The following is an 18,161-nucleotide window of genomic DNA, read 5'->3' on the forward strand; positions in this document are numbered from 1 at the left end:
TTGTTGAGTATATATCTTAAATGTTGTGGTCAATGGAAAAAAGGTTGTAATTTCTTGCTAACATATTGAAAATATATTAGAATTATTTATGAAGATTTAAATCTTTTTTGATTTCATTACATCGAATAAGTGTGTTTTTATGCTAATTTCTGTAGTTACTGCGGTTGTTATTCCTATAGTAATAATGTTAATGGGTGATAATGAAGCTGCAAAAGAGTCACCTCGTAAAAAGAAAAAGTCAAAAAATAAAAAAACAGGTAGTCCGTTAAAACAAGTAGAAACTAGAACAATAACTATTGAAAGCAAGCAGAGTGTTGATACTGAAGAACGAACGGGACTGTTATCAGAGCAACTTTCTAGTATGCACCTTGAATCTTGTGATCAGGATATTGTAAAAGCGAAAGGTCAGGATGTACAACATCTTACTGAAAAAAAAGACGGGGAAACATCTCATGTTTTATTGGGAGGTACAATCAAACCACGTAGTCGACGCTCTGGGAAATTAACATTAAGAAATGTGGGGAGTGCTAGTTTTACTACTCAATCGGTAAGTGATGCTGCAAAGGTTAGTGGTGCATCTAATGTTGGTCATGTAGAAGGTGCTTCTTGTATTCCAGACCAGGGCAGCGCCACTGTAGGCGTGCAAAGTTTAGAAAGTAAGTATTTAAAAGAAGGTGCAAAGCCAAAAGTTCGTGTAGGACAAATTGTTGAACAATCAGTGAGTTATGCTAAAAAAGCTAGTACTGGAATACCTATTGTTAAAAAAGATGTGAAAGAAGGGGGGGGGGGGGAGGAGTGTTAGTCAAGAAACTACTGTTGTAGTTCCTGTTGGTAGTGTTACAAAAGCTGGTTCAACTGTTTGCCCAGTAAGTGATGCTGAGAAATCTGTAACTAAGAGATCTCCTGTTAAAGAGAGTATAGGAAAAGCATGTACTGGCCAGAAAATTGAAGAAGCCTCTGGGTTAAAAGATGAAGTTGATAAAACATTAAGTGCTAGTATGCAACATGCTGCAGTACCTGGAGTGGTAGCTTCAGCAAACGTTATTCCTGCTAAGCATCTTGTAATTAGAGGAAAGGTTTTCAAACATGTGAAGCGTTATTCGATAGAGGAATATAAATCTCAAATAAAAGAGTTTAGGGAATCTATAGCGTGTTTTGCAAGAATGCATATGTCCTATATGTATCATATGCTGCATAATACGTTTGTTGTAAACAATGGAAGGATTATGTTTAAGCCTGAAGTTGAACAGTTTCTATTAGGAATAACCAGTAATATGAAGCTGTGTACTTTTGTGATTAAGATAGGAATAGTAGAGCATGTTATGAGTAGGATTTGCAGGTTTTATGGTTCTGACAGCATAAAGTATTGTGCGAGTCATTACCGTGATCCAAAGTTCATAGATTCGATACTTGTTATACTGCATGATGCATCACATTTTGATTTTTCAACGATGTCATATCAAGTACGCAACAGTATGGCTAATTGTGTTAGGCGATATAACATTACAAGTGTTTATGAGCTACATGATAGTAGTTTTTACTCAGAATTATTAAGTATGTGTTATGATTTTGTTCGTGCAAAGAGTAATCAGAGTGTACAATTTCAAGAATTATGTGATTTTATAAAGTTGTCTTCTACTGTGCAACTTGCGCAAATGTATCACATGATACTAAAAACCAAATGTTCTACTGGAAATGAACAAGATAATCTGCAAGGACTTTTATTACAAGAACGTAATATAGAGAGTCTGATATATAGTTCTGTATTTTTTGGTAAGTATGCTTGTCGTGTAAGAAAAGCGTTTAGGCATTTATATGCTCCAAGTGATAAAAACCCTGTACGTACAGTATCTGGGTTAAACATTCCATATGTTATGATTCAACTGAATAGTAAGGGAATTTTTGCAGAAATTGAACATTGTGTAAACGCAGAAAAAATGGATTTTAATGTTTTTGTTCGTGATATAGTGCGTTATATCAACAAGCTATTATCGTATCCACGTGAAGAAGGTTATATAAGAGCAGATATAGGTAAATATTGCGCTATGGTAAGTAGTCGATATAGTACTATGGGAGCTGACATAGTTCCTTCTTCTCTTCATTGATTGTAGATTTAAATGTGTTTCATTTTGAATGTTGTTTAAGTCATGTGTAGGTATTGTGTGTATTATCAATGTTCTATAAGGTGCATTAGGGAATAATTACTGAATATATTCAATTACTTGTTATTTTAAGGATTTTCTATATTTGGAGATTTAGAAGGTAAGACTTTATTGTTATTGTCTTGTTGAGTATATATCTTAAATGTTGTGGTCAATGGAAAAAAGGTTGTAATTTCTTGCTAACATATTGAAAATATATTAGAATTATTTATGAAGATTTAAATCTTTTTTGATTTCATTACATCGAATAAGTGTGTTTTTATGCTAATTTCTGTAGTTACTGCGGTTGTTATTCCTATAGTAATAATGTTAATGGGTGATAATGAAGCTGCAAAAGAGTCACCTCGTAAAAAGAAAAAGTCGAAAAATAAAAAAACAGGTAGTCCGTTAAAACAAGTAGAAACTAGAACAATAACTATTGAAAGCAAGCAGAGTGTTGATACTGAAGAACGAACGGGACTGTTATCAGAGCAACTTTCTAATGTGCACCTTGAATCTTGTGATCAGGATATTGTAAAAGCGAAAGGTCAGGATGTACAACATCTTACTGAAAAAAAAGACGGGGAAACATCTCATGTTTTATTGGGAGGTACAATCAAACCACGTAGTCGACGCTCTGGGAAATTAACATTAAGAAATATGGGGAGTGCTAGTTTTACTACTCAATCGGTAAGTGATGCTGCAAAGGTTAGTGGTGCATCTAATGTTGGTCATGTAGAAGGTGCTTCTTGTATTCCAGACCAGAGCAGCGCTACTGTAGGCATGCAAAGTTTAGAAAGTAAGTATTTAAAAGAAGGTGCAAAGCCAAAAGTTCGTGTAGGACGAACTGTTGAGCAATCAGTGAGTTATGCTAAAAAAGCTAGTACTGGAATACCTATTGTTAAAAAAGATGTGAAAGAAGGGGGGGGGGGGGAGTGTTAGTCAAGAAACTACTGTTGTAGTTCCTGTTGGTAGTGTTACAAAAGCTGGTCCGACTGTTTGCCCAGTAAGTGATGCTGAGAAATCTGTAACTAAGAGATCTCCTGTTAAAGAGAGTATAGGAAAAGCATGTACTGGCCAGAAAATTGAAGAAGCCTCTGGGTTAAAAGATGAAGTTGATGAAACATTAAGTGTTGGTATGCAACATACTGCAGTACCTGAAATGGTAGCTCCAACAAGCATTATTCCTGCTAAGCATCTTGTAATTCAGGGAAGGTTTACAAACATGTGAAGCGTTATTCGATAGAGGAATATAAATCTCAAGTACACGAGTTCAGGGAATCTATAATGTGTTTTGCAAAAATGCATATGTCCTATATACGTCGTATACTGCATGGTACGTTCGTTGTAAACAATGGAAAGATTATGTTGAAGCCTGAAATTGAACAGTGTCTATTAGGAATAACCAGTAATATGAAGCTGTGTACCTTTGTGATTAAGATAGGAATAGTAGAGCATGTTATGAGTAGGATTTGCAGAATGTATGGTTCTGACAGCATAAAGTATTGTGCAAGTCATTACCGTGATCCAAAGTTCATAGATTCGATACTTGTTATACTGCATGATGCATCACATTTTGATTTTTCAACGATGTCATATCAAGTACGCAACAGTATGGCTAATTGTGTTAGGGAATATAAGATTACAAATGTTTATGAGCTACATGATAGTAGTTTTTACTCAGAATTATTAAGTATGTATTATGATTTTGTTCGTGCAAAGAGTAATCAGAGTGTACAATTTCAAGAATTATGTGATTTTATAAAGTTGTCTTCTACTGTGCAACTTGCGCAAATGTATCACATGATACTAAAAACCAAATGTTCTACTGGAAATGAACAAGATAATCTGCAAGAACTTTTATTACAAGAACGTGGTATAGGGCATCTGATATATAGTTCTGTATTTTTTGGTAAGTATGCTTGTCGTGTAAGAAATGCATTTAGGCATTTGTATAGTCCAGATGATAAAAACCCTATACATACAATATCTGGGTTAAACGTTCCGTATTGTGTAATTCGAATAAGTAGTAGGAAAATTATTCCAAAAGTTGAGAGTTGTATCAAGGCAAATAAAATGGATTTTAGTGTTTTTGTTGATGATATAGTACATTTTGTCAAAGATACATTGTATCGTCCAGGTGAAGAGGTTCGTGTAAGAAAAGATATAAGTACATATTGCACTATAGTAAGTAATCGATATAGTACTATGGGAGCTGACATAGCTTCTTCTTCTCTTCATTGATTGTAGATTTAAATGTGTTTCATTTTGAATGTTGTTTAAGTCATGTGTAGGATTGTGTGTATTATCAATGTTCTATAAGGTGCATTAGGGAATAATTACTGAATATATTCAATTACTTGTTATTTTAAGGATTTTCTATATTTGGAGATTTAGAAGGTAAGACTTTATTGTTATTGTCTTGTTGAGTATATATCTTAAATGTTGTGGTCAATGGAAAAAAGGTTGTAATTTCTTGCTAACATATTGAAAATATAGTAATATTATTTATAGAGAATTTAAATCTTTTTTAATTTGCATTACATCGAATAAGTGTGTCTTTATGCTAATTTCTGTAGTTGCTGCGGTTGTTATTCCTGCAGTAACATTAATGTTAATGAGTGGTGATGAAGCTGCAAAAGAGTCACCTCGTAAAAAGAAAAAGTCGAAAAATAAAAAAACAGGTAGTCCATTAAAACAAGTAGAAACTAGAACAATAACTATTGAAAGCAAGCAGAGTATTGATACTGAAGAACGAACGGGACTGTTATCAGAGCAACTTTCTAGTATGCACCTTGAATCTTGTGATCAGGATATTGTAAAAGCGAAAGGTCAGGATGTACAACATCTGACTGAAAAAAAAGACGGGGGAATATCTCATGTTTTATTGGGAGGTACAATCAAACCACGTAGTCGACGCTCTGGGAAATTAACATTAAGAAATATGGGGAGTGCTAGTTTTACTACTCAATCAGTAAGTTATGCTGCAAAGGTTAGTGGTACATATAATGTTGGTCATGTAGAAGGTGCTTCTTGTATGCTAGATCGTGAAAGCACTACTGTAGACACACAAAATTTGGAAAGTAAGTATTTAAAAGAAGGTGCAAAGCCAAAAGTTCGTGTAGGACAAACTGTTGAACAATCAGTGAGTTATGCTAAAAAAGCTAGTACTGGAATACCTATTGTTAAAAAAGATGTGAAAGAAGGGGGGGGGGGGAGAGGAATGTTAGTCAAGAAAAAACTACTGTTGTAATTCCTGTTGGTAATGTTACAAAAGCTGGTTCAACTGTTTACCCAGTAAGTTATGCTGAAAAAGCTAGAACTAAGATATCTTCTGTTAAAGAGGGTGTAGAAAAAGCATGCACTGGCCAGAAAATTGAAGAAGCCTCTGGGTTAAAAGATGAAGTTGATAAAACATTAAGTGCTAGTATGCAACATACTGCAGTACCTGGAATGGTAGCTCCAACAAGCGTTATTTCTGCTAAGCATGTTGTAATTAAAGGACTTGTTTACAAGCATGTGAAGCATTATTCGATAGAGGAATATAAATCTCAAATAAAAGAGTTTAGGGAATCTATAACGTGTTTTGCAAGAATGCATATGTCCTATATGTATCATATGCTGCATAATACGTTCGTTGTAAGGAATGGAAGGATTATGTTGAAGTCTGAAATTGAACAGTGTCTATCAAAAATAACCAGTAATATAAGGCTGTGTGCCTTTGTGATTAAGATAGGAATAGTAGACCACGTTATGAGTAGGCTTTGCAGGTTTTATGGTTCTGACAGCATAAAGTATTGTGCAAGTCATTACCATGATCCAAGGGTTATAGATTCGATACTTATTGGGTTATATGGTGCGTCATATTCTGATTTTTCAAGGATGTCATATCAAGTACGTAGTAATATAGTTTATTGTGTTGGAAAACATGGTATTGCAGGTGTTTTTAAGCTACATAATAGTGGTTTTTACTCAGAATTATTAGGTATGTGTTATGATTTTGTTCATGCAAGGGGTAAGGGTGTAAAATTGCAAGAATTATGTGATTTTATGAAGTTGTCTTGTAGTATACAACTTGGGCAAATGTATCACATGATGGTAAAAGTCAAATGTTCTATTGGAGATGAGCAAAGTGATATACGGAAACTTGTATCCCAAGAATGTAGTGTAGGGTATCTAGTATATCGTTCTTTACTTTTTGGTAGGTATGCTTATCATGTAAGAAAAGCGTTTAGGCATTTATATGCTCCAAGTGATAAAAACCCTGTACGTACAGTATCTGGGTTAAACATTCCGCATAGTCTAATTCGACTAAATCATAGAGGAATTTTTACAAAAATTGAACATTGTATAAACGCAGAAAAAATGAGTTTTAATGTTTTTGTTGTTGATATAGTGCGTCATATTGACAAGCTATTATTGCATCCGCGTGAAGAAGTTTATATAAGAGAAGATATAAGTACATATTGCGCTATAGTGAGTAGTAGATATAGTACTATGGGGCCTGACATAGATTCTTCTTATCATATATTGTAGATTTGAATGTTATCTTAAATTATGTTTTAGGTATTGTGTTGTATTGTCAATGTTCTATAAAGTACGTTTAATCAATGGTTGCTGGTAACGTAATCTTTATGCGTTTCAGAATGATATAGTAAAGAGCATTTTAATAGTTTTTCTGTAGTTGGATAATCAAGACAGTAAGATTGTGTTACTGTTGTTTTATTAAGTAGAATCTTATATTGATCAGTTTAGGTATAGTACATTTCTTTATGCACTGTAAAGGTGCTTTTAGATTTTTAAGTATTCATTAATAGTGATATATGATATCTAACGTTAACATATTGTGAAATGGATAAACTTGAAAATATTTTAATAACCTTAGGTAAGAATTCTCTATCTTATATTTAAGTTATTAGAAGCTAATAGATTTTTATCTTCTGCTGTGAGAAATGAATATTGGGGGTTTTAACCACAGTTTGTTAAATTGCTTAGTAGGCAATCAGATAAAAACTTATTCTAAAATTTTTGCCAAATGTAAGCAGTATATATTTGTGCTATAAGCATTATAAAAGTTAAAGATTTACAATGCTTATAGAAACTGACTATCAATAATATTGCATTATTACTGGGGGTTAATATCTATAAGATATTGGTATTTATATATTGAATTTTATGGGAATATATGTTTATTGCTCAGATGTGAGCATAATTTTTTGCATGTGTGGCATCATAATTTCTATGAAATTCTTCACTAATTCTTCCTGCTGATTTTGTGATAATGTTTTTTGATCTGCATTAAGTGCAGAAGTAATTAAAGGTGTTAGTACCTTGTTTAACTCTGGAATTGCTGACTTCACTTCATTTTTTATACATGCTTTCATTTTTGGATCTATTGTTGTATTACACCCTTTTTCAACATAGCTCATAGCGTTATCTAAACTTTTATCTAGCGATAATTCTTCATTCATGATGGTTGTACCTAAAATTATTACTGATTTAAATTTTATTATATATTTATTAATAAAATCATAATTCTTGTTGAGAGTTGATTTTTTTGGTATAGTCATTACATTTGATACGGTTCTTGAAAGTCTGTGTTATTGTTCTTAAGATTAGAATGCTCAATGTAAGATCGATAATGTTTTGAGTTTGTTGAAAAATACTCCGCATTATTTGTGTAATGAATTGTAAGTTTATTATAGTTAATGATAACACAATTAAGTACTATTTTATAGGTTGTAGTCTTTACAAAGCTACTATAGTTGTAGTTCTGATGTTAATAGTGGATATTATCAAAACAAATGATGGACTTTTATTTTGTACAGTTATAAAGGTAATATAAATGTCAAGGGTGGCAATTATTGATTTTGGTTCGCAATTTACACAATTGCTTGCTAGAAGGATAAGAGAACTAAATGTTTATTCTGAAATTTTTCCGCATGATATAGCATTTGATTACATAAAAGATAGTAAAGCATTTATTTTATCTGGAGGTCCTAAGTCGGTTCTGGATTTTACAGGAATGCCTCCAATAGTTCACGATATTATTGAATTGAATAAAAAAACTTCCGTTCCAGTATTGGGAGTGTGTTATGGATTACAACTTTTAAGTAATTATTTTAACTCGACAATTGTACATGGGTGTGGTCAGGAATTTGGGAAAGCTATTCTAAATGTTGTCAAAAAATCAGAAATGATAAAAGATGTGTGGAAAGTAGGAGACCAACCCTATGTGTGGATGAGTCATGCAGATAGTGTATATGATACTCCATGCGGATTTGAAGTCATAGCATGTAGTGTAGTGAATAATGCAATTGCGATGATCAGCAATGAGGAAAGAAGAATTTATGGTGTACAATTTCATCCTGAAGTATATCACACTCCGGATGGGGTAAAATTACTTGCTAATTTTGTCAGAATAGCAGGTTGTGACAATAACTGGACAGTGGAATCCTTTTTAGATGAGCAAGAGAATCTTATAAAGAAACAAGTGGGAGATAAAAAAGTAATTGCTGCTCTTAGTGGTGGTGTTGATTCTAGTGTTGCTGCAGCTTTGACTTATCGAGCAATAGGTGATCAATTACACTGTATCTTTATTGATAATGGCTTACTGCGCTATAATGAAGCAGAAAAAGTAAGACAATCGTTTGTTGATCAGTTTCAAATGCCTGTAACTATTGTTGATAGATCATCAGTATTTTTAGATAAACTTCAATTTGTTACTGATCCAGAGCAAAAGCGAAAAATAATAGGAAAAACGTTTATTGAAGTATTTGAAGAAGAAGCGAATAAGATAGGGAACGTAGAATTTTTAATGCAAGGTACTATATACCCTGATGTTATAGAATCTGGTGGCTCTGTTGGGAAAGAAAGTGTTACTATCAAATCACATCATAATGTTGGTGGACTACCTGATATAATGAAGTTACAGCTTGTTGAACCACTAAAGCTTTTGTTTAAAGATGAAGTGAGATTGTTGGGGAAAAAACTTGGTATATCAGATGAAATATTAATGCGTCATCCATTCCCAGGACCTGGTTTAGCAATTAGAATAATAGGTGAAATTACTCAAGAGAAGGTTAATATGTTGCAGGCTGCCGATGAGATATATATTAATCTTATCAAAAAATATAATTTGTACGATGTTATATGGCAAGCGTTTGCAGTGCTATTGCCAGTGAAAACAGTGGGTGTAATGGGTGATAGTAGAACTTATGGTTATACTTGTGCTTTAAGAGCAGTTACTTCTAGTGATGGTATGACTGCAGAATGTTTCCCATTTGGTGTAGACTTGGAAACTAAGATAATCTTTTATGAGTTTCTACAGGATGTTAGTAATACTATTGTGAATAATGTTCAAGGAATTAATAGAGTGGTATATGATACTACATCTAAACCTCCAGCTACAATTGAATGGGAATAGATATTGAACACTTATAAGTTGGAGTGTTATTATTTGATTAATGTGTCATAGAGTTTGATTGAGTCATTTTATGAGTATTTAAGTTTTACAAGGAAAATTTGAATAGCTTAGTAAAACTGATAAATTTAAGTTTGTGCCGCTAATAATGTTATAAATTTGTAGTATTATGATTTTAGGCTTATACAGTTATAGAGATTTAAACTTTATTAGTTTTTAACAATCGACATATTTAATAAGTTTAATATAATGTGACTATCTGTTAATAATTAATGTTAAATTTTTATTTTTAAATATGTATCAAATAGGAAAAAATATATTAACTAACAACTTTGAGAAATATAAAAAAATATAGTAGAAATTGTGGTTACTGGTTATAGTATACAAAAAGTAGAATTATGACTTAATTGATATTATAGGTTTATAAAAATTTATATATGAATAAGTGATTTGTTTTACGAAAAGTTAAAAATTAGTATTGATAATGTTATGTAAAATTTTGTGTGTGAATGCCTTTAAAAAACATAAAATTTTGAGTGCAATATACACGGGATTACATTACTTCTGATAAGATTTGAAGTGTTTGGTTTCTTATTTTTATCTGTTTATGTTATATAAGCAAGATATGTGTGGGGTTATTATTAATTTGGGTAGGATTATGGTTAAAGAAGCAGTATTAGAATTGGATGGTCAAAGAATAAAATTGCCGGTGTTATATGATACTCATGGGAATAAGGCTGTAGATATTACTTCTTTATATAAAAATACAGGAATATTAACTTATGATCCAGGATTTATGTCTACTGCTGCTTGTGAATCTAGGATTACATTTATTGATGGGAATAAAGGTATATTATGTTATAGGGGACATGATATAGTAAATTTAGTAAATAATAATAAAAGTTTTATAGAAATAGTGTATTTGTTATTTTATGGTGTTCTCCCTGGTCTTGAGGATTTGCAAAATTTTATATCGCAAATTTCTCAGGAATATAACCCTCCTAAGATAGTTCATGATGTTATAAAATCATTCCCACGAGATTCACATCCTATGTCTATATTAATGGCATGTTTTTCTGCGTTAGCATCATGTTATCATAATCAGGATAATAGTGCAGATCAATTAAAGTGTGCTAAGTTAGCAGTTGCTAAAGTTGCAAGTATAATAGCACTGATTTATAGATATATAACCAATCAAGATTTTGTCGAATCTGATACAAAGTTATCTTACAGTGAAAATTTTGTACATATGATGTTTGATATTTCTTCTTATAAGTTCACTCAAGTTGTTGCTAAGGCTTTGGATATTATTTTTGTATTACATGCTGATCATGAACAGAATGCTTCTACTGCTACTGTTAGATTATCTGGTTCTTCAGGTGCAGATTTATTTGCTTGTTTAGTGGCGGGAACAGCGACTTTGTGGGGGCCAGCTCATGGTGGAGCAAATGAAGCTGTGATTAATATGTTAATGGCAATTGAAAAGCCAAGTAATGTAAAGCAATTTATTCAAAAGGTAAAAGATGGTAACAAGAGTACTAGACTTATGGGGTTTGGTCATAGAGTATATAAGAATTATGACCCACGTGCTAAAATAATGTATAAAATTTGTAGAGAAGTATTAAATAATTTAAATGTGAATGATCCATTATTAGAAATAGCATTAGAGTTAGAAAATATAGCATTACAAGATAGTTATTTTATTGATCGTAATTTGTATCCTAATGTAGATTTTTATTCCGGAATTGTTTTAAAAGCTATTGGAATCCCGGTTAGGATGTTTACTACATTATTTGCATTAGCTAGAACGTCTGGTTGGTCTGCTCAATGGTATGAGATGGTAGCAGAAGAAAATTATAAAATATGTCGTCCACGTCAGTTGTATACTGGTAATATTGCAGAATGTTAACATAATTTTGAATTATCATTGCTTATTGTTTTAATATTATTGATAATTATGCGCATATTAATTGTGGATTTGTATATGTATATCTTGTTAACCATAAAAATTATTTAGAAGTGTATATAATTAGAAATATGTGTTAATATATGAGGGTAATCTTAGGATATAAACATAGATATAAGTTAAAAATGAAGTTATATACTGTAGTTGTAATATTACGTTAAGTAAAAATTTTTTATGCTTAACTATGGATAATTATCTTAAAGTGTTGATGTCCTATGAGTTTACTCGCAATGTTTTATTGGTACTAATGACGGTAATTATTGATACATTAAATGATATATTAACAAAATATAAGTTAGATATAGAGAATTGGTTTTTTAATAAATTTACTAAGTATAACCCGGTTTTGAATATTTCGGTTGATTTAAGAGTATCTGATTATAAGATTGCTCCGGTAGATACTAATATTTTTCCTGCAGGCTATAATAATTTTACTGAGCAATCCCAAATTTATGCTTCTCGATTGTTAAGGGAATATGTAGTTAATTATGCGAACTGTAGCAAAATTTTAATTATAGCAGAGAATCATACAAGAAATTTAAAATATATTGATAGTTTGATTGTTTTAAAAAATATAGTTAATAATGCAGGTTTTGTTGTTGAAGTAGGGATATGTAATATAAATCAAAATATAGAACTGATTTCATCAACAGGACGTGTGATAAATTGTTTATGTCTTACTAATGATAATGGTGTACTTCGTGCTGGATGTAGGTTTATTCCTGATCTTATTTTAGTCAATAATGATATGACTAGTGGGATTCCTGAAGTACTACAAGGTTTAAAATATCAAAGTATTATGCCATCTTTATTTTTGGGATGGTTTAATAGAAGTAAATCTAATCATTTTTCTATTTATAAAAAGTTATCCAAAGAGTTTTGTGAGAGTTTTAATATTGATCCTTGGTTAATTTCAGCATTTTTCTCTAGTTGTAGTAATATTTGTTTTTTCAACAGTCAAGGAATTGATGATATTGCTAATGAAGTGGATGTAGTTATTAGCAAAATACGTAATAAATTCCAATTATATAGTATTAAGGAACAGCCATATGTGTTTGTGAAAGCTGATAATGGAACTTATGGTATGGGAATATTAGTAGCTTATTGTGGAGATGATATCTTAATGCTTAATAGGAAAAAGCGTAATAAAATGAAAAAGATTAAAGATGGTAATGTTGTCAGTAGTGTAATAATACAGGAAGGTATTACTACTAGAGAGATCTTTAATGGTTATGTAGCTGAGCCATTAGTTTATTTTATAGGGCATACTCCTTCATGTTACTTATACAGGTATCATTCTGTAAAGGATAGATTTTCTAATTTAAATTCTGTAGGCTGTGACTTTATAGATATAAGTTATAAACAGCAAGACATATTGTATTGGAATATAATTGGAAAAATAGCTGTTTTAGCTGCTGCAATTGAGATGCATGAGATATCAAATGTTAATGTAATGGAGCAAAATTGCTTACTAAGTTAAATTGCTAATCTTATGTGTTGTTTTTGACAATATTATTATACAAAAGTTGGTAAATATATCTGTTGATTAACATAGGATCTATAATGTGTTATTACAGTATAGTCATAAATATGGGATCCCTGTATCTTTTCTGATAATGTAAAGCAAGTGAGCATCCAAATACTTTATGTGCTATTGAAGGTAGTATAAGCTCATAATATTACATCAAGGTTTTATAGTCATATCTGTTGATTAACATAGAATCTATAATGTGTTATTACAGTGTAGTCATAAGTATGGGATCCCTGTATCTTTTCTGATAATGTAAAGCAAGTGAGCATCCAAATACTTTATGTGCTGTTGAAGGGAGTATACTCATATATTACATCAAAGTTTTATAGTCTTTGTACACAGGGTTTTGTACAATGTTATTAATACTGAAGATCTTAGTTAATTACTTCCTAGTAATCATTGTTGTGAGGTAATACTTAAATATTACTTCTTGGTTTGAATCTGATTTTTTGCACTGTATTTCTATCTCTACTAGTTTTTTTATTATGTTGTTGATTTCGGCATATGGGATTGCAGATACATGTTTTTTTATTGTAGGAATTGATTTGAAAAATATAGGAGGATGTATAGATTTTATTGCTTGATTTATTGGTTCACCGTTTTTTATGGTTCTTATTAAATATTCTAGCCTTGAAAAATATTTAATAAGGATCCTTATTAAAGCTATTGGAGTAAATTTATTTTTGAGTAATACGTCAGAAAATTTTGTAAAGTTCTCTAGATTTTTTTCTGCGACAGATACACATAAATCTTCTGAAATAGGGTCTATTTCTGTCAGTAAACTTTCTTGAATATTTTGAATTGTCAAGTTTTTGTTGTTTCCTATATATAGTATAAGTTTTTCAAGTTCTGGTTGTAATGCATTACAGTTTTGTGATAAGACATTGTGTAAATACTGCAATGTTGTAGCATTATATTGTACTTTGTTCTTTGTTAGGAAATCTGATATTATGAATGAAAGATTGTCATTATCATCTTTATAGCATCCTATGGAAGCAGCATTTCGTGAATTGTCATAATATTGTCTTAAGGTAGAATCAGGAGATAACTCTCCAGAAGTTATAATTATATAGTTATTACCTATGTTATTACTTAAGACGTGCTTTAGTTCCTGGGAGATAGATTTTTCTCCATTAGCTAGTATAATCAATTTGTTTTGACAGAACATGGATATGGTAGTCAGCTCTATAAATAATGTGCTGGGATTTTTGTTTACTGTAGAAAAGTCAATGTTGCTTATAGCAAATTCAGAGTTTGTGTTAACATGATTAATGATTTTTTTCTTGTACATGCTAATTTTTCCATAATCGTTGCCGTAGATGAGTATATTGTTTGTAAGTTGTAGATTGTTGAAAAAGGAATGTAATTTTGATGATGTAATTTTCACAACATTTATTTTACTAATTAAATAAAAAGATATCTTAATAAGGTATGTTTTGACAATCTATTTTACTATTTAATATAATTTCAATGGATGTTTGTATGAACTTAAATATTACAGTAGAGTGGGTTGAAATTTTTTTTTGGATCCTAGTGATTAGGTAATGTAAAGAGCATTTAGTAGGGGTTTCTCACAATCTATTTTGTTTTAAATGTAATTAATGGCATGTTTGTAGGTATTTCTTTATTGTGTAGAAATGGTTTCAGGATTCATTTTTAAATGTTTAATATTTTGTTCTATACTTAAATTGATGAATTTTAAAGTCGAGATATTATATGTATAGGCTATAATTTATCTATAAATGTTTATAATTATTAGCAATGTAGTTTTGTAATATCATATTGATATGATAAATTAGTGACATTATTTTGTTCTGTTGGTGTAATGCGATGTTACTTAAATTTGAATTAATGTTAGCACTGCGTTATTTACGATCTAGTAGTAGTAAATTCTTATGTTCTATGATTACTATGTTATCTTTAGTAGGGATTACGTTAGGAGTTGCTACGTTAATTGTAGTTATGTCTGTCATGAATGGGTTTGGAGAAAAGCTATTAAATTGTGTAGTAGGGTTAAATGGTCATATAGTAATTTATTTTAATGATAGTGTTGATTACGATTACCGTAGTATTGCAGAGTCAATTAAGGGTATTTCTGGAGTAAAGGATGCTGTGCCTATTACTGAAAATCAAGCTATGATTAAATCTAATAGTAATGTATCTGGAGTGGTAGTTCGAGGTATAGAAAAACAAGATATAGAGCGTAATAATATAATAGTAAATAATATAGTAAGAGGTAGTATTGATGAATTTAATGACGGTATTGCTATAGGTATCAAATTGGCTGAAATTCTACATGTCAATTATGGAGATAAACTAACTATTGTATCATCAGAAAGTATATCTACGGTTATAGGTAATATACCACGTATGAAGACCTATAAAATTGCTGCAGTATTTGATGTTGGAATGTATGAGTATGACAGTACGTTGGTATATATGCCTTTGCATGCTTCACAATTGTTTTTCCATTATGATAATCGAGTAAAAAGTATAGAGGTGTCAATTCTTGATGTTAATAAATCATCAGAAATGTTAGAGATAATAGAAAGTAAGACAAATATGAAAGGAGAAGATTGGAAAATGCAGCAGGGAAGTTATTTTCATGCATTAAAAATCGAAAGTAATGTAATGTTTTTTATATTGACTTTAATTATAATAGTTGCAACATTTAATATTATTTCAAGCTTGTCTATATTAGTACAAGATAAAAAAGGAGCAATTGCTATAATGCGTACGTTAGGTGTAACACGTTGTGGTATACTCAGAATATTTTGTATGTGTGGGTTTTTTATAGGATTGATAGGTACAATACTAGGTTGTGTATTAGGCATAGTAGTTTCTCTGAATATTGATGGAATAAAAAATATGTTAGAGAAAATAAGTGATAGTAATATTTTTGATCCTGTAATTTACTTTTTTGATACTTTGCCTTCTGTTTTATTAGTAGAGGATGTGGTAAAAATATCTTTGTTATCTTTATTTCTATCTTTAGTTGCAGCTATTCTTCCTGCTAGAAAAGCTGCTTGTCAAGATCCAGCAGATGTTTTACGACATGAATAGTAGGGGTTAATATGCTAGCAAAAGAAGTTTGGGGATGGTTTTTTATGATGTTGATAACCACTTCTTGCTCTATATGTGCTGTTTTTTCTTATTTAGATGTAAAAAAGGATCTAGTAGTATTTAGTCAGCAATATAGAAAAGTCATAGAAAATGATGTACGGTCTGTTTTAGTGCAGGTAAATCAAAACTTGCTTAATTCATATTTAAGTAAACAAAAGGAAAATTGTCCTGTACAGCGTATCATTACATCAGAGAATAATGATATCATAAGCTGTTCTAATGAAGAATGGCTTGCAAAGCTTTTGTTGTCTGTCATTAATTTAAGAGAAGCATTTTTGGGAGATATATCAGTAAAAAGTATAATCTACTCAATAAAACCTATGTTACTTAAACTTGATGATTATAAAATTAATGAGGCTGTAGCTGAGATTGAAAGATTAGATAGTAAAAAATTAACTACATTTAATAGGTTAAAATTTTCGTTCAAAAAAATTGCTCGTGAGTTGCATTATTCGCGGTCTAATATGGTTCAAAAAGTTTTCTTTAAATGGGTTGTAGTAAAAAATCAACAAGATGCACTACTTCATAATTTAAAAGAAGTAGAAATCTACCTTGATGATAATCTTTGGAGTGATGCGTTAGATCTTTCTAGGAAGGAATTATCATCTGTTGCAGAACTAGAGCTATGGATACAACAGTTAGAAGATGTAGTATCTATGGAGAAAAACATATCATTGATATATGATCAATTGTCAAAATATATAATTAAGTTACCTGGTGTTTCATGATTACAAGCGTTTTAATCTTTGTTATTGTTGCACTTACTATAGGGCTATGGGTAATAGATTGCGATGGTATCATCAGAATAGATTGGTTAGGCTATGATATAGAAGTAAATATCTTATTTACGTTGTTTGTCATTGCTGTTGTTTTCCTTCTTTTAATTCTATTAGTAAGATTCATTTTTTGTTTTTCTCGATGTGTGTATCGATATAAAAGAGATTTACAGAATAAGAAAATGGTCTTGTTGGAACAGGGTTACATGTATTTAAATTGTGGAGATGTTGAAAGAGTAGAAAAGATTATAGTAAAGATAGGAAATTTTGATCATCCATCTTTATTTTTGTTAAAGGGAAGGGTTTATTTTGATACTGGAAAATACATATTGGCTGAAAAGTATTTTACGCAATTTGTGAAAGTTGTACCAGTTATAGATGCTTCGTTGGGTATACACTTGTTGAATGTTATTATGCAGATAGAAGATCAGATTCAACAGCTGAGTTTATTGAGGAAAATGCTGGAGATTTTTTTTAAACAATCTTGGTCAGCTATTTTTAAGTTAACTATATATCGGATTTCTAGAGATTGGGGTAATGCAATTGAAGAAATGAAAAAAATAATAAAGTTAAAAATAAATCTGCCTTTACCTTATAATACACAAGAGATGCTTAATGTGTTTTATTATGCATTAGCAAAACAATGTTATGATATTCAAAAGTATGATGATGGTTTAAGAGTACTTGATAACATTAAGAATTGTTCTCAACAGTGTAGTACTGCTGTTACATTGTTGAAAGCTAAATTTTATATAGATACTGATAAGAAACGTAAAGCGGTGAATATTCTTGAACATGAATACCGTATTAATCCACACCCTGATATTGCAAATTTCTATTTAGATATTATGCAGCATAGTAGTCATGCTATACATAAATTATATAGTTTTAATACTGGATATTACTTTAGTATATATCTTATAGCACAGGATGCTATAAATTCAGGTGAATATGATACAGCAATGAAATATTTAAATCATAGTTTCAAAACTAAAACTTATATTTCTTTGTATTTTTTAGTGTTAAAACTAAAAGTATTATCACAAAACTATAATGAACTTTTGTATTGGACAGATAAAATTGCAAAAGATGCTATAGCAGATAAGTATTGGAGTTGTACAAAGTGTAAATATACCCCTACCTGTTGGCATTATGAGTGTGATGGTTGTAAAAGTTTTAATACCATAATTTGGGTTTAAGT

The 18,161-nt window shown here is 30.8% G+C and carries 16 protein-coding genes; 12 read left to right on the plus strand and 4 right to left on the minus strand.

Going from position 1 to position 18,161, the window contains the following annotated elements; all coding sequences use genetic code 11:
• Window positions 1-139: 139 nt before the first annotated feature.
• Entirely contained in the window at window positions 140-802 is a 663-nt protein-coding gene (locus ECH_RS00465; protein WP_226988411.1) for a hypothetical protein, read from the plus strand.
• Here ECH_RS00465 and ECH_RS04985 read toward each other — a convergent pair whose 3' ends face one another.
• Window positions 803-1,084 (minus strand): hypothetical protein, encoded by a 282-nt coding sequence (locus ECH_RS04985; RefSeq protein WP_162465261.1) that lies wholly within the window; start codon window positions 1,082-1,084, stop codon window positions 803-805. It abuts the gene before it with no gap.
• Window positions 1,085-1,088: 4 nt separating this feature from the next.
• On the opposite strand from ECH_RS04985, the gene ECH_RS00470 reads away from it, so the two are divergent.
• Entirely contained in the window at window positions 1,089-2,105 is a 1,017-nt protein-coding gene (locus tag ECH_RS00470) for a DUF3514 domain-containing protein (protein WP_226988412.1), read from the plus strand.
• A 318-nt stretch (window positions 2,106-2,423) separates the two neighbouring features.
• Window positions 2,424-3,083: a hypothetical protein gene (locus ECH_RS00475; RefSeq protein WP_226988413.1), complete on the plus strand. Its 660-nt coding sequence runs from the start codon at window positions 2,424-2,426 to the stop codon at window positions 3,081-3,083.
• Here the strand turns inward: ECH_RS00475 and ECH_RS04815 are convergent, their stop codons facing one another.
• Entirely contained in the window at window positions 3,084-3,323 is a 240-nt protein-coding gene (locus tag ECH_RS04815; RefSeq protein WP_006010851.1) for a hypothetical protein, read from the minus strand.
• A gap of 45 nt (window positions 3,324-3,368) precedes the next feature.
• On the opposite strand from ECH_RS04815, the gene ECH_RS00480 reads away from it, so the two are divergent.
• The 3 genes from ECH_RS00480 (at window position 3,369) to ECH_RS00490 (ending at window position 6,677) form a co-directional block, all read left to right on the plus strand.
• Window positions 3,369-4,385 (plus strand): DUF3514 domain-containing protein, encoded by a 1,017-nt coding sequence (locus ECH_RS00480; protein WP_226988414.1) that lies wholly within the window; start codon window positions 3,369-3,371, stop codon window positions 4,383-4,385.
• A 319-nt stretch (window positions 4,386-4,704) separates the two neighbouring features.
• Window positions 4,705-5,394 (plus strand): hypothetical protein, encoded by a 690-nt coding sequence (locus ECH_RS00485; RefSeq protein WP_226988415.1) that lies wholly within the window; start codon window positions 4,705-4,707, stop codon window positions 5,392-5,394.
• 176 nt (window positions 5,395-5,570) lie between these two features.
• Window positions 5,571-6,677 (plus strand): DUF3514 domain-containing protein, encoded by a 1,107-nt coding sequence (locus ECH_RS00490; protein WP_006010940.1) that lies wholly within the window; start codon window positions 5,571-5,573, stop codon window positions 6,675-6,677.
• Window positions 6,678-7,330: 653 nt separating this feature from the next.
• Here ECH_RS00490 and ECH_RS00495 read toward each other — a convergent pair.
• A complete protein-coding gene (locus ECH_RS00495) occupies window positions 7,331-7,711 on the minus strand; it encodes a hypothetical protein (protein ID WP_006010942.1) in 381 nt (126 codons plus the stop codon).
• 275 nt (window positions 7,712-7,986) lie between these two features.
• Between ECH_RS00495 and guaA the strand changes: the two genes are divergently transcribed.
• From guaA to gshA, 3 genes are all read left to right on the plus strand, one after another.
• Window positions 7,987-9,567 carry a glutamine-hydrolyzing GMP synthase gene (gene guaA / locus ECH_RS00500; RefSeq protein WP_006010944.1) on the plus strand — a complete coding sequence of 527 codons (1,581 nt, stop codon included), beginning with the start codon at window positions 7,987-7,989 and terminating at the stop codon, window positions 9,565-9,567.
• A 655-nt stretch (window positions 9,568-10,222) separates the two neighbouring features.
• Window positions 10,223-11,473 (plus strand): citrate synthase, encoded by a 1,251-nt coding sequence (locus tag ECH_RS00505; RefSeq protein ID WP_011452415.1) that lies wholly within the window; start codon window positions 10,223-10,225, stop codon window positions 11,471-11,473.
• Window positions 11,474-11,714: 241 nt separating this feature from the next.
• Window positions 11,715-13,010 (plus strand): glutamate--cysteine ligase, encoded by a 1,296-nt coding sequence (gene gshA, locus ECH_RS00510; protein ID WP_226988417.1) that lies wholly within the window; start codon window positions 11,715-11,717, stop codon window positions 13,008-13,010.
• Window positions 13,011-13,443: 433 nt separating this feature from the next.
• Here the strand turns inward: gshA and holA are convergent, their stop codons facing one another.
• Window positions 13,444-14,352, minus strand: coding sequence for a DNA polymerase III subunit delta (holA, locus tag ECH_RS00515; RefSeq protein WP_230577154.1), 909 nt, complete (start codon window positions 14,350-14,352; stop codon window positions 13,444-13,446).
• Between the two features lie 539 nt (window positions 14,353-14,891).
• On the opposite strand from holA, the gene ECH_RS00520 reads away from it, so the two are divergent.
• The 3 genes from ECH_RS00520 to ECH_RS00530 are packed head-to-tail and all read left to right on the plus strand — an operon-like array spanning window position 14,892 to window position 18,159.
• Window positions 14,892-16,124: a lipoprotein-releasing ABC transporter permease subunit gene (locus tag ECH_RS00520; protein ID WP_006010110.1), complete on the plus strand. Its 1,233-nt coding sequence runs from the start codon at window positions 14,892-14,894 to the stop codon at window positions 16,122-16,124.
• A gap of 11 nt (window positions 16,125-16,135) precedes the next feature.
• Window positions 16,136-16,912 (plus strand): hypothetical protein, encoded by a 777-nt coding sequence (locus tag ECH_RS00525; RefSeq protein WP_011452418.1) that lies wholly within the window; start codon window positions 16,136-16,138, stop codon window positions 16,910-16,912.
• Window positions 16,909-18,159 carry a tetratricopeptide repeat protein gene (locus ECH_RS00530; RefSeq protein ID WP_006010106.1) on the plus strand — a complete coding sequence of 417 codons (1,251 nt, stop codon included), beginning with the start codon at window positions 16,909-16,911 and terminating at the stop codon, window positions 18,157-18,159. Before ECH_RS00525 ends, ECH_RS00530 begins: the two co-directional genes overlap by 4 nt.
• Window positions 18,160-18,161: the final 2 nt, after the last annotated feature.

The sequence above is a fragment of the Ehrlichia chaffeensis str. Arkansas genome, assembly GCF_000013145.1.
In the GTDB taxonomy this organism is placed as follows: domain Bacteria; phylum Pseudomonadota; class Alphaproteobacteria; order Rickettsiales; family Anaplasmataceae; genus Ehrlichia; species Ehrlichia chaffeensis.

Coding starts and splice junctions, on each gene's coding strand:
- gshA (WP_226988417.1), top strand. CDS start 11,715: ATGGATAATTATCTTAAAGTGTTGATGTCCTATGAGTTTACTCGCAAT.
- ECH_RS00465 (WP_226988411.1), top strand. CDS start 140: ATGCTAATTTCTGTAGTTACTGCGGTTGTTATTCCTATAGTAATAATG.
- ECH_RS04815 (WP_006010851.1), bottom strand. CDS start 3,323: ATGCTTGTTGGAGCTACCATTTCAGGTACTGCAGTATGTTGCATACCA.
- ECH_RS00520 (WP_006010110.1), top strand. CDS start 14,892: ATGTTACTTAAATTTGAATTAATGTTAGCACTGCGTTATTTACGATCT.
- ECH_RS00475 (WP_226988413.1), top strand. CDS start 2,424: ATGCTAATTTCTGTAGTTACTGCGGTTGTTATTCCTATAGTAATAATG.
- holA (WP_230577154.1), bottom strand. CDS start 14,352: ATGTACAAGAAAAAAATCATTAATCATGTTAACACAAACTCTGAATTT.
- ECH_RS00490 (WP_006010940.1), top strand. CDS start 5,571: ATGCAACATACTGCAGTACCTGGAATGGTAGCTCCAACAAGCGTTATT.
- ECH_RS00525 (WP_011452418.1), top strand. CDS start 16,136: ATGCTAGCAAAAGAAGTTTGGGGATGGTTTTTTATGATGTTGATAACC.
- ECH_RS00495 (WP_006010942.1), bottom strand. CDS start 7,711: ATGACTATACCAAAAAAATCAACTCTCAACAAGAATTATGATTTTATT.
- ECH_RS00485 (WP_226988415.1), top strand. CDS start 4,705: ATGCTAATTTCTGTAGTTGCTGCGGTTGTTATTCCTGCAGTAACATTA.
- ECH_RS00530 (WP_006010106.1), top strand. CDS start 16,909: ATGATTACAAGCGTTTTAATCTTTGTTATTGTTGCACTTACTATAGGG.
- ECH_RS00505 (WP_011452415.1), top strand. CDS start 10,223: ATGGTTAAAGAAGCAGTATTAGAATTGGATGGTCAAAGAATAAAATTG.
- guaA (WP_006010944.1), top strand. CDS start 7,987: ATGTCAAGGGTGGCAATTATTGATTTTGGTTCGCAATTTACACAATTG.